Raw genomic sequence first — 11,680 nt, forward strand, 5'->3', positions numbered from 1 at the left:
TCCTTTTTATGCGACGCCTCGGTCAGCTGCAGGGGCGGCGGTGGGCTCAGGCTGGGGCGGGGAGGGCTGGCGGCGCCACTCCTTCAGGATGGTCCTGAGCACGCGGAAGCCGTCGCGTACGACGTGCAGGTTGCTCTCGCCGTGGATGCGATTGCGCTCGTGACTCGGCACCTCGTGCACCTTCAGCCCGGCCTTGGCCGCGCGCACGTTCATCAGCGTCTCCACCTCGAAGCCGTCGCAGTCGAGGTCGAGCACGTTGAGGTGGCGGGCCCAGAAGGCGTTGTAGCCGTAGCACAGGTCGGTGTACTGCGTGCGGTACATCACGTTGACGATGCCGGTGAGCACCTTGTTGCCCAGACGGCGGTTGAACGTCAGGTCGTCGCTGCCGCCGCCGGCGGCGTAGCGCGAGCCCTTGACGAAGTCGGCGCCGGTCACGAGCGCGCCCACGAAGTTGATGATCTCGCGCCCGTCGGTCGAGCCGTCGGCGTCGATCATCACGATGATGTCGCAGGTGCACGCCGCGAAACCGGCGGCCAGGGCGTCGCCCTTGCCCTTGCCCGTCTGCGTCACGACCTTCACGTTGGGCCGCAGCCGCCTGGCCACGGCGACCGTGTCGTCGACGGAGTTGCCGTCGACCAGCACGATCTCGTCGACCCACTGCGGGATGGTGGCGAAGACGTGCGGCAGGTTCTCGGCCTCGTTCATGGCGGGCACGACCACGCTCACCGTCGGTGAGATGGCGAGGTGCGGCGTCACGGGCGTGAAGCTCGACGGAGGCGGCATCGAGCGGAGGGGCGTGGCCTGGAGCTTGCCGTTGTGCTTGGTTATCTCGGGACTCATGGCGAGGAATGTCCTTCCGGGACCCTCCCGTGCGCGCCGGACGAAGTCATTCCCGGGTGCTGCGGGAACGACGGAACCGGGGTGCCGTGCACGGGCGGGTCCTGTGTGGAGAGTGAGGGTGTGTGCTGGTGCCGGGGGTGGGAGCGGTCAACCCGCTCCCGATGCTTCCTTGACTACATTGGGTGACTCCTGCTGTTGCACTGAGGTGCGCACCCGACCAAAGCCCTTGAGGACACGGTCGGCCGCCTTATAAAGAGACGGCCGGTCCATGACAATTGTTCGGGCCTTGTTGAAAGGAGTTCTGCCGATCCAGTGCACCGCCGCGGTCGCGGACGGTCTGGAGATGCGGCCCTCGGCGACGTACAGGACCCCGCTCTTGAGCCAGTCTTTGTACTCCTTGCCGCCCTTGCCCATGTCGACCATGTGCAGCCCGTCGTTCGCGGCGGCCTCGGCCATCTGCAGATGATGGACGATGCCCGGCGAATAACGGGCGAACTCGGTGTCGTAGGCGGGGAACCACCCTACAAGGGTGGTCGCCGTGCGGAGGCCGAAATGTCCGGCCACCGGCACGTCGCCCGCATAAAGCATGGTGAGCACGCCTCCGAAGTCCGATGACTTCTCGGCATGCATCATTTCCGTCAGCTCGACGATCCACGGCTGGGCGAACCTGTCGACCCGCCCGGTCCTGCGGTACTGGTCGGACTTCCAGGCCAGCAGCGTGCGCAGCACCTCGGGGTCTGCGGACGCCCACGCGAGGCGCAGTTCGCCCTGCTCCCTGCCGAGCTTGCGCTCCTTGTAGCGGACGGTCTTGAGGTTCTTCGGGGAGTTGGCCTTGACCTGGTCGATCCAGGCCTCGAACCCCGAGGTGAAGTCCATGACCGGAGCCGGCCGCACGTCCTGCTCGTATGGGGCGAACGTGGGCTGCCCCGCCACCAGATGGTCGAAGTCGAACACGCTGAGCTTGCAGGTCCGCAGCAGCGCCTTGGCGTCGAGCTTCAGCTCCGGCGCGGCGATCAGGCCGTGGCAGGTGGTCAGGAAGCCGCCGAGGGGCTTGCCGATGCCGAAGCTGTGCCGTTCGTACGGGAAGAAGCCGGCGATGCCGTTGCCGTCGGAGAGGACCGCCACCCTCACGTAGTCGCGCAAACGGTCCATCGCGACGGCGAACTCGACGGACAGGAACGGGTTGTCCAGACTCGGGTCCGCCTTCTGCAGCTCCCGCCACCGGGCGCGCTCGGAGTCTCCGAGCTCTCCCGGCCGAACTACCTGGATGTTCACCTTGCCCTGGCCCCCTGTTCGGTCTGCATGCTCTTCCCCCGGTACAACACGCGAAGCACGTACATGAACCCTCCGAGCACGGCGACGGTGGCCACACCGGCTCTCGGAGACCACGCGTTGAAGAGCAGCATGGCCTGAGCGAGAAGCACGTTCAGCACGAGGCTCGCGGCGGCCCCTACTGATAGTGCGGCAAGGGGATCACGATCCCGCAACAGTCCCACCACTGCGGCCCCAGGAACGAACAGGAGAAACAGGGAGATCAAGAACGGGCGCAGCGGTGTCTCGATGTCGAACAGCGCGACGATCGCCCCCGCTATGCAGGCGAGCGCCAGCACCCACGCCAGCGCTCTGCGGTGCTTGAGCATCTCCTGTGTCTCTCCTGATCTTCCTGGTAGGAGCGTGTTCGATCGCAGTTCATGGGACCAATCAGCGCCTGGCACGTCAATGCCGACGCTTGGTGACGCTGACCGGTTCACGCGCCGGCTGAGTTTTCTCGTGTGAACTTCAACACATGGTCAAGCGCTCGTCGGCCCCGGAGTGGTCTCCAAGCACACCAGAATGCCCTATGAGACGCAGGATGTTCGAGCCAGGGCCGGAATTATGCCTAATTGTCGTCTAAGTTTCGATCTACCGGCCTGTGGTGTGGACCCTACCCGTTCACTCGTCCATGGTGTCCACGGAGGAGCTCTCCACGCCGGCGGTGGGCGTCTCGGGAGGCTCGGAGATGTCCGTGGGCACATCGCCGTCCGGCGCGTCGGTGGCCGGCGGCCACTCGTCGGCCACCCAGGACAACGAGCAGGACCTGGTGCCGCCGTTCGAGGTGAAGGCCACGCGGCCGCTGCCGGAGACGGCCGGGTCGGCGACCGTCACCACGACCCGCACCGAACCGCCCGCCCTGATCGACCCGCTCGCCGGATGCACGTCCAGGCCCTGTGAGGCCGTGGCCACCCAGGAGACCGCGGCGTTGCGGGCGCGGAGCCCGATCCTGGCCGGTCCGTCGATCCCGTCAGGGCACGACGCGACGAGCTTGGGACCCGGCGCGGGCCTGCGCCGGATGGCCGTGGGGACGGGGGCGGGCCTGGAGCGGGGGCGCGTGGCGACCGGCCGCCCGCTCGGCGTGCGCCTGGCCGGCCGCGTCGCGCTGGGCGTGGGCGACGGCGAGAACGATGGCTCCTCCTCGTCCTCCTCCAGAACGGGCTCGGGGGAGGGGCTCTCCGCCACGGAGAACGCCGGAGAGGGCTTCGACGGCAGCGCGGAGCCGCTGGAGGCGTCGCGGCCGTTGATCGCGACCACGGCGCCCGTCGCGGCCAGCAGGCAGGCCCCGGCGAGGACCACCGGAGCGAGCCGGCGCGTCCCGGGGCGGCGCGAGCGGCCCTCGGCGGCCACGGGGAAACCCGTCCGGTCGAAGTTGTCGCCCCGATCGGTGATCAACGTACGGGTCTGGTCGCGCTCCGGGTTGACGCACGTGTCGACCACCCGGCGGCGCAGCGAGAGCGGCGCGAACGCCACCGGCACCATGTCCAGCAGCCGAAGGGCCGAGATCTGCCGGTCCCGGCCCTCGGTGCACACCTCGCACCCGCCGATGTGCCCCGACAACCGCCGGCGCAGCAGCGGCGTGAGCGGACCCTCCCACGAGTCCACCATCGCCGACAGGTCGGGACAGTGCGCCCGGCCCGTCCTGGCCAGCACCACGGCGGCGGCGGCGTTCTCCAGGTGGTCGCGCGCGCGGCCCAGCCTGGAGGTCACCTGGCGCGAGGTCAGCCCGAGCACCGCGCCCGTCTCGGCCGGGGTCAGGCCGTGGCGCAGCGACAACACCAGGACCTCGCGCTCGTTCCTGCTCAGCTCGCCCAGCGTCTCGTAGACCAGGTCGGCCAGTTCGGGATCGTCGTGCTCGCCGGGATCCGGCAGCGGCATGCCCTCCACGGGGGTGCCGCTCCGGTACGACAGCCTGGACCGCGCCTGGAACCGGGTCAGCGCGTACAACCAGGCCCGCAGCCTGACGGGCTCCTTCAGCCGGTCCACGCACCCCTGGGCGGTGACGAGCGCGTCGTGCACGGCGTCCCCGGCGACCTCCCGCTCCTCGATGAGGGTGCAGGCGTAGTCGTGCAGGCGTTCGCCGTACGAGTCGTACAGCTTGGCGGGGGCGTCGGCGTCCGCGCGGCGCAGAGCCTCAACGAGCTCCTGATCGTCGGCTCGGTCGACGGTCGGCCATCCAGGCACGGATTCCCTCCCCGCGGGTCGTACGGGCACTCAGCCCCACGCGGAGAGGACGCCGCCCCTTTCAGGCCGGTTCGCCCGCCATACCCGATGGGCATGAGGGGAGTCCGGCCCTCTCACAGGTCAGCCGTCGCAGTTGGGTGAGCAGAGGCGGCGTTCCATGCCCTGCAGGAAGAAGTCGCGCACCTGGAGGATGTCCTTGGCGATGTACGCCTCGCCGCCCGTGGCCTTGGCCAGCGCGTCCATCTGCCGTTTCCCCTTCTCGGCCTCGGGGCCGAACGCGATGAGCAGGATGCTGATGGGCCGCTTCGGGCTGTAGGTCTTCTTCAGGTACTGCAGGATCTCGGCGTTCTTGACGCCGCCGTCGGGATCGTCGTTGCCGGCGCCGTCCGTGAGGATCAGCAAGGTGTTGATCTTGTCCTGCCGGAAGGTCTTGGTCAGCTCCGTGTAGGCGGCCTTGATCGTGTCGTTCAGCCCGGTGTCGCCCGTGGGCTTGGCCTTGATCTGGGAGAACGTCTTGGCCAGCGCCTCCTTGCGGAGTGTCCCGTCGATCGACTCGCTGAGCGGGCCGACGGACACGAGTTCCTTCCAGTCCTTGTCCTGTCCGTCCAGATGGGTGGAGAACGTCCACAGACCCACCTCGGAGTCGGCGGGGAAGAGCCCGAGACCCTCTGTCGCGATCTTGTTGATGGCCTGCATGCGCGTCATGTCGGTGCCGGGCACCGGCAACGCCATCGTCCCCGAGACGTCGAGGAGGGTGAGCAGCCTGGTGCCGAGGTTCAGCCTGGACCAGGTCTGTACCATCCGGGCCACGGTCGCGGTGTCCGGCGGCTCCAGGGCGGTCGGCGGGTCGGTGGTGAAGCCGTCCTCCTCCGACAGCGCGTCGCCCGCCTTGCCGTCGATGCCGCGGAACCCGGCGTTGCGCAGGGTCTTCGCGGCCGACTCCGTGGTCAGGTACTGCTTGAAGTCCGCCGCCGCCTTCAGCACCGCCGGGTCCTTGGCCAGGATCGTGACGGGGTAGTCGAGGTTGAGCGTGCCTTCCTTCGGATAGAGCGCCACCACGGGCGCCTCCGGCTTCTTCTTGTTGTGGGCGTGGATGGCCTGCTCGGAGGTGACCCCGACGGGCATCCTGCTGCTCTTCACCGTGAGGCTGGCCAGCAGCGCCGTCGAGTCGGGGGCGAGCTGCCCGGACAGCTCCTTCAGCGCGCCGACGAGCGCCTTGTCCTGCTTGGCCTCCTTCGCGGTGCCGGCGGCGGCGAGCAGCGCGGCCAGCCCGGCCGAGTTCTTCTGAGGATCGAGGGCCAGCACGCGCACCTTCTTGCCCGGCCCGTCCACGTTCGCGACGTTCGCCGCCGCGATCATCGCGCTCCAACTCGGCTGCAGGGTGTCCGCGAGCTTGGGCGCGGCCGACTTGGCGGCCGCCAGCACCACGGGTGACGTCGCGATCGACCCCTCGACCTGCGGCAGCGCCTCGCCGCCCGAGGCCTGGCTCATGCTCTCCATCAGCAGACTGGAGTCGGCCACCCAGAAGTCGGCCGGCACCTTGCCCGCGGCCAGCGCGTTCGCGGTTCTCGCCGCCGCTTCCTTGGCCACGGTCACCTCGACGCACTTGCTGTCGATCGAGTTCATGGCCTTGTTGTAGTTGCCGGCGATCTTGTTGAGCGCGGGATGGATGTCGGGCGTCGCGACGACCCGCAGCGGCAGCTTGCCGCTCGAGCAGTCGTGGTTCCTGTTGAAGATGACGAACGCGGCGACGCCGAGCAGCACGGCCATCGCGACGGCCCCGGCCAGCGGCACGAGCACCCTGCCGCGACCGCTGCTTGAACGCTTGCGCGGGGGTGGAGGTTCGCTGGCTCTGTATCCGCCGTCGAGATCGTCTGTGCGGTGTCGCCCCACGATGCCCTCTTAGGTGTGTTGGAACCTTCCGGAGACCCTAGCGGGAGAAGCTCCGCAATACTCCGGGAACGATACTCGGTGCGGTTAGTGTGGCAAAACAGCCCTTTTGGTGCGACGATTACAGTGTGTTGCCCTCAATGGCAGCATGCGTGACCGCGCCAGGCGCGCCTTCCCTCACGCACGGCGACCGCCGCGAGAGCGACCGCGACGGCCGGATCCACCCACCACCAGCCGATCGTGTTCAGCCACAACCCGGCGAGCACGCCCGCCGCCATGGCGGCGCAGATGAGGTTCTGCGTGCCCTCGCCGGCCGTCGACGGTGAGGCCAGCCGCGCGCCGAGCCGCCGCTTGGCGATGCCCAGCACCGGCATGCTGACCAAACTGACCGCCGTCACCACGATCCCCAGCGTGCTCGGCACCGCCCGGTGCCCCGCGCCCAGGTCGTAGGCGACGTGGATGACCAGATAGGGGGCCAGCAGCCAGAAGCTCACCGCGACCGCCCGCCTGGCGGTGGTCTCCGCGCTCGGCGACAGCGTGCGCGCGCCGGTGAACCGCCACACCACGATCATGCTGGCCGCTGCCTCCACGACCGCGCAGAGCCCCCATCCGATCAGGGCGACGGAGTGGGCCACGAGGCCCGCCGCCAGGCCGAGCGTGCTTTCCACGCCCAGCCAGACGAGCGTAGCCACCGAGAGTGAGCGAGCCGCGCGAGCGGCGCGCATCCAATCTGCTGACGCGGCCGGATGCTCACGAATCCGCTGGTCAGGCACCATGAACCCCCGAACTCCCGGCTGTCCGGCCGTCGACAGCGTTACGTAACTTACCCACTACAGTCCGTGACTCCAGATCATACGGGCAAAGAGTGTTCAAGGTTCACCGCATAATGGGCGAAGATCGTCAGATGGGGGGGAGACGATTGCCGTTCACGCCGAGTCACATCGCGGCGGTGGTGCCGCTGATGGCATCCTCCCGGATGCGCAGGTTCGCCGATCCGTGGGCGCTGGCGCTGGGGGCGATGGCGCCCGACCTGCCGCTGTTCCTGCCGTTCCTGCCCGACTACACCGACTGGCACTCCTGGACCGGCGTCGTCACCCTCGACCTCGCCGCCGTGCTCGTCCTGCTGCCGCTGTTCCACGTCCTGTTCAGGGACCCGCTGGTCTCCCTCCTGCCGGCCGCGCTCGCCGGCCGCGCCGCGCGCCTCGCTCCCGAACGGCTCAGGATCCTGCCGATGGCCGCCGGCGCGGTGATCGGCGCCGCCTCCCATGTGCTCTGTGACTCCTTCACCCACTCCACGGGCTCCGTCGAATGGGGCGGCTGGCTCCACGTCGTCGTCCTCGGAGAGCTCCCGCTCTTCCGCCTTCTGCAGTACGTCTCCTCCGCGATCGGGCTGGCCGCCGTCGTGTGGTGGTGCCGGCGCGGCTTGTCCAGGATGCCCGCCGCCCCGGTCCCCGGCCGCCTGCGGATCTCACCCCGCCTGCGGTGGTCGGTGGTGGCCGCGTGCGCGTCCGGCACGGTGGCGGGCGCCCTGCTGTGGCCGCTCGTGGACGAGCCCAGCCCCGAACTCGGCCTTCCCAGCGTGCTCACGAAGGCAGGCGTGGGCACCCTGGTCGGCCTGTGCCTCGTCCTCACCTGCTACGCGGTGGTCTGGCAGGTCAGGCGGCGCATGGCAGTATCAGAAGGTGCTTGAGTACGTCACCGACCCCGGCGACCCGCGCCTGACCGACTACACCCGGCTCAGGGACGTGGAACTGCGCAAGAGCCTGGAGGCCGAGCGCGGGTTGTTCCTCGCCGAAGGCGAGAAGGTCATCAGACGCGCCATCGCCGCCGGCTACCCGATCCGCTCGGTCCTGACCACCCGCCGCTGGCTGGCGCCCCTGGAGGACGTGCTCGGCGACGCCACCGTCTACGTGGTGAGCGACGAGATCATGTCCGGCATCGCCGGCTTCCAGGTCCACCGCGGGGCGCTGGCCTCGATGGAACGCCTCCCTCTGCCCGCCGTCGAGACCCTGCTCAAGCGGGGCGGTCACCGCCTGCTGGTGCTGGAGGACCTCGTCGACCACGCCAACGTAGGGGCGATCTTCAGGTCGGCGGCGGCGCTCGGCGTCGACGGCGTCATCCTGTCGCCCCGGTGCGCCGACCCGCTCTACCGGCGGGCGGTCAAGGTGTCGATGGGCGCGGTGTTCTCGATCCCGTACGCGCGGATGGACGACTGGTTCGAAGGGCTCGCGCAGCTGCGGAAGGCGGGCTGCCGGATGCTGGCCCTGACCCCCGATCAGAACGCCGTCCCCATCGACGAGATCGCGGTCGAGGGACGGGTGGCGCTGCTGCTGGGCGCCGAGGGCGACGGGCTCTCGTCCCACTGGCTGCAGGAGGCCGACCACGCGGTGTGCATCTCCATGAACGCGGGGGCCATGGCGGCGGGGGTCGACTCCCTGAACGTCGTGGCGGCCGCCGCCATCGCGTGTCACGGGCTGATGCGCGCGTCGCGCTGAACGCCCACGCGGCCGGTCCGGGCAACGTTTAGGACGCGTACACCGGGCACGGAGACGGCATGCATCCTGTACAGAAGGCCGCCTCGCTGGGGATGGGCCTGCTCAGCGGCGCCCTGGCGACCATGCTGTTCCGGCGGATGTGGAAACTGGCCGCGGGCGAGGACGACTCGCCCGACGCCGAGGACCTCGACCGCGACCTGACGGAGGTCCTGGTCGCCGCCGCCGTGCAAGGGGCGCTGTTCGGCCTGATCAAGGCCGGCGTGCACCGGGCGAGCGCGAAGACGTTCCGGCGCAGGGCGATCCGGAGCGGGGCCAGGGCCTGACGACCGCTTCCCGCCTCATCTGCGGCGGGGCGGGGCCGAGGCGACGCGCACCCTCGCCGAGATGCGCGCCATGGTGCGCGTCCTGCGCAAGAACGAGCCGGCGGAGCTGGCGCCCGGCCGGTGTCTCCGATCTGCAGCCCGGCGGGCACGTCGTCTCGTTACTGGCGGCGGGGCCGTTCGTGTCGCAGCGGGTGTCGTCCGTGAACGTGGTGACCTGCGAGGAGACCAAGCGGAACCTGGTGACGCTGGGAAGGTGACGCCGGTCATCGACAGGAGCTTCCCGTTCGCACGCATCCCTGAGGCCTACCAGGAGGCGGGGCACGCCGCCGCGGGAAAGGTCGTCATCACGGTCGGCGGCTGACCCCACCGGACGCTTGTCAGGGCTGCTTGCCGTCGAACCAGTCGGGACGGTTGTCGGGGTCGGTGACGAGCGGGCGGCTCATGATGGGGCTGTCGAAGCCCGTCTCCCTGATGTGGCGTTCGAGCGCGGGCGCCTGCGACGCGGTGGTGATGAGCGTGAGCTCCCAGGCGATCTCGTCGTGGTGGGCGGTCGGGTGTGGCGTCTCGGCTATGTCGATCGACGTGGCCAGTCCGGCGCGGAAGATGCCGTTGGCCAGCACGGCCGCCCTTTCGTGGCCCTCGACCGTCGCGCGGACCTCGATGAATTCCGCCATGGTCTTCCTTTTCGAGGGTTGAAGGGCCACCTTACTGTGCCGAGGAGCGTGGTGGCTGTGCTCCAGGTCACCTTTAGCGCTGCTGGATGTTCGATTATTGCCCGTTCGGCAGTGCTTGCGCATCCGCCGACGAAGAACCGGCGTCAATCGCTCCGGCTCCGCCGCGCCTGCCGGCGTGACGAGCGCGGGCGCTCAGCCGAGGGCGATGCGGTCGCCCGCGTAGTCGAGGAGCCGCTCGGCCGTGGTGAAGCGGCGCTCGCTCCCGTCGTTCAGCAGCACGCCCACGACCTGCTCGCCACTGCGCTCACCCGCGAACAGCAGGCAGTAGCCCGCCGCCCTCGTGTACCCCGTCTTGACCCCCAGCACCCCGTCCGCGCGCTTGAGCAGCTTGTTGGTGTTGGTCCAGGTGTGCGCCCGGTGCACCTTCGTCTTGGCCACCCTGTGCACCGTGCGACGGACCACGGTCGTGAACGTGTCGTCCGCCAGCGCCCGCTGGGCCAGCTTCGCCTGGTCGGCGGCCGTCGAGTAGCCGCCGTTGCGCGGGGTGGGCATGCCGTCGGCGTTCGTGTAGCGGGTGTCGTCGAGGCCGAGGGAGCGGGCGGTGCGGTTCATCTTGGCGACGAAGGCGGTCTTGCCGGGGCCGTAGCGCCGCGCCAGCGCGTTGGCCGCGTCGGCTCCTGAGGGCAGCATGAGCGCGTACAGCAGGTCCCTGACCGTGAGGCGCTCGCCCTTGCGCAGGCCCGCCGTCGCGGCGCCGTTGCGGGCGGCGTACGACACGTCCGCCGCGGAGATCCTGACGGTGTCGCCGAGCCGGGCCTCGCGCAGCACGACGTACGCCGTCATGACCTTGACGAGGCTCGCGACCGGCATCCGGCGCGTCTGGCGCTTGCCGACGTGCACGTTCCCCGCCGAGTCGACGACGTACGCCGCCTCGGCCGCCACGGCGGGCGCGTCCGCCGCCACGGCGGGGGTGGCGACCCCGACCAGCACAGTGACCACGACAGAACCCATGAAACCGGCGATACGCATGGCAATCATGGTGTCAGCAGATCAAGGGTTCGTTTGCCTGACACGACCATAGGTATGTCTCAGGCACGGGTAAATCGTTGATCAATCCGAGATTGCGGGGGCGGCGGACATGGCAGGCAGGTTCATCATCAGCAAGGACGAACGGGGCGCTTTCCGTTTCGCGCTCGTGGCGAACAACGGGCAGACGCTCGCGGTCGGCGAGGGTTTCCCGACGAAGGTGGCCTGTGTGAACGGCATCGAGACCGTACGCAGGAACGCTCCTGAGGCCCACATCGACGACCAGAGCGGGCAGGAGCCCCGGTGAAGACCCGCTAGGACACGAGAGCCTCGTCCTCGGAGGCCCGGCGCCGGCGACGGCGGCGGCGCACCACGAACGCGGCCACGGCGCCGGCCGCCACCACGGCCACGGCGGCGGCGGTGAGGGGAGAGGCGGCGGCCAGTTGCAGCCACCCCCACACGATCGCCGTGCCGCCGAACCACCACAGCGGCGCCCACGTCAGGCAGCCCAGCGCGCTGGCGACGACGTACCAGGGGTAGGACACGCGCAGCGCCCCGGCCACCCATGGCAGCGTGTGGCGCAGCATGGGCACCCAGAAACACCCGTAGACGGCCAGCGCGCCCCACTTCTCGACGACCTGCTCGATCTTCGCGATGCGTTCGCGGCCCAGCCTGACGCCGATGCGGGAGTCGTACAGCTTCTCGCCGAGCTTGCGGCCGACCCAGTAGTAGACCTGGAACGCTCCGAACAGAGCGAGGATCAGGATGGCGCCGACCAGCCAGTAGGGGAGGCCGAGCCAGAACGGCTCGGTGAAACCGTCGGAGACGGGGGCGATCGCACGCACCATCCGCAGCCACCCCTCCCAAAGCCTTAGGTCAGCCTTACCTTAATCAAAGCTCCGCTCACCTGCCATAGCGGGTGCAAGCCTCCCGCAAT

General features: G+C 69.5%; 13 protein-coding genes. 4 read left to right on the forward strand and 9 right to left on the reverse strand.

Features of this window, described 5'->3' with window-relative positions; genetic code table 11:
- Window positions 1-6: 6 nt before the first annotated feature.
- The 6 genes from E1267_RS05775 to E1267_RS05800 form a co-directional block, all read right to left on the reverse strand.
- Window positions 7-840: a glycosyltransferase family 2 protein gene (locus tag E1267_RS05775; RefSeq protein WP_132330529.1), complete on the reverse strand. Its 834-nt coding sequence runs from the start codon at window positions 838-840 to the stop codon at window positions 7-9.
- Between the two features lie 147 nt (window positions 841-987).
- Entirely contained in the window at window positions 988-2,115 is a 1,128-nt protein-coding gene (locus tag E1267_RS05780) for a GNAT family N-acetyltransferase (protein WP_132330531.1), read from the reverse strand.
- Window positions 2,112-2,480: a hypothetical protein gene (locus tag E1267_RS05785; RefSeq protein WP_132330533.1), complete on the reverse strand. Its 369-nt coding sequence runs from the start codon at window positions 2,478-2,480 to the stop codon at window positions 2,112-2,114. Before E1267_RS05785 ends, E1267_RS05780 begins: the two co-directional genes overlap by 4 nt.
- A 292-nt stretch (window positions 2,481-2,772) precedes the next feature.
- Window positions 2,773-4,335, reverse strand: coding sequence for a sigma-70 family RNA polymerase sigma factor (locus E1267_RS05790; protein WP_165959475.1), 1,563 nt, complete (start codon window positions 4,333-4,335; stop codon window positions 2,773-2,775).
- A 120-nt stretch (window positions 4,336-4,455) separates the two neighbouring features.
- Window positions 4,456-6,135 carry a substrate-binding domain-containing protein gene (locus E1267_RS05795; protein WP_132330537.1) on the reverse strand — a complete coding sequence of 560 codons (1,680 nt, stop codon included), beginning with the start codon at window positions 6,133-6,135 and terminating at the stop codon, window positions 4,456-4,458.
- 227 nt (window positions 6,136-6,362) lie between these two features.
- A complete protein-coding gene (locus E1267_RS05800) occupies window positions 6,363-6,917 on the reverse strand; it encodes a cation diffusion facilitator family transporter (RefSeq protein WP_246063501.1) in 555 nt (184 codons plus the stop codon).
- Window positions 6,918-7,129: 212 nt separating this feature from the next.
- On the opposite strand from E1267_RS05800, the gene E1267_RS05805 reads away from it, so the two are divergent.
- From E1267_RS05805 to E1267_RS45510, 3 genes are read left to right on the forward strand one after another with little or no spacing between them, the layout of a single operon-like run.
- A complete protein-coding gene (locus E1267_RS05805) occupies window positions 7,130-7,915 on the forward strand; it encodes a DUF4184 family protein (RefSeq protein ID WP_281283593.1) in 786 nt (261 codons plus the stop codon).
- Complete coding sequence (locus E1267_RS05810; RefSeq protein WP_132330541.1) at window positions 7,908-8,720, forward strand: TrmH family RNA methyltransferase; 813 nt, start codon at window positions 7,908-7,910, stop codon at window positions 8,718-8,720. Before E1267_RS05805 ends, E1267_RS05810 begins: the two co-directional genes overlap by 8 nt.
- 59 nt (window positions 8,721-8,779) lie before the next feature.
- Entirely contained in the window at window positions 8,780-9,043 is a 264-nt protein-coding gene (locus E1267_RS45510; protein ID WP_220449356.1) for a DUF4235 domain-containing protein, read from the forward strand.
- Between the two features lie 377 nt (window positions 9,044-9,420).
- Here the strand turns inward: E1267_RS45510 and E1267_RS05820 are convergent, their stop codons facing one another.
- Entirely contained in the window at window positions 9,421-9,717 is a 297-nt protein-coding gene (locus E1267_RS05820; protein ID WP_132330543.1) for a hypothetical protein, read from the reverse strand.
- 192 nt (window positions 9,718-9,909) lie between these two features.
- Window positions 9,910-10,746 carry a D-alanyl-D-alanine carboxypeptidase family protein gene (locus tag E1267_RS05825; RefSeq protein WP_246063506.1) on the reverse strand — a complete coding sequence of 279 codons (837 nt, stop codon included), beginning with the start codon at window positions 10,744-10,746 and terminating at the stop codon, window positions 9,910-9,912.
- A gap of 109 nt (window positions 10,747-10,855) precedes the next feature.
- Between E1267_RS05825 and E1267_RS05830 the strand changes: the two genes are divergently transcribed.
- On the forward strand, window positions 10,856-11,050 hold the full coding sequence (locus E1267_RS05830) for a YegP family protein (protein WP_132330545.1): 195 nt from the start codon (window positions 10,856-10,858) through the stop codon (window positions 11,048-11,050).
- Between the two features lie 7 nt (window positions 11,051-11,057).
- Here the strand turns inward: E1267_RS05830 and E1267_RS05835 are convergent, their stop codons facing one another.
- On the reverse strand, window positions 11,058-11,591 hold the full coding sequence (locus E1267_RS05835) for a DedA family protein (RefSeq protein ID WP_132330547.1): 534 nt from the start codon (window positions 11,589-11,591) through the stop codon (window positions 11,058-11,060).
- Window positions 11,592-11,680: the final 89 nt, after the last annotated feature.

This window comes from Nonomuraea longispora (genome assembly GCF_004348345.1).
GTDB classification, from domain to species: domain Bacteria; phylum Actinomycetota; class Actinomycetes; order Streptosporangiales; family Streptosporangiaceae; genus Nonomuraea; species Nonomuraea longispora.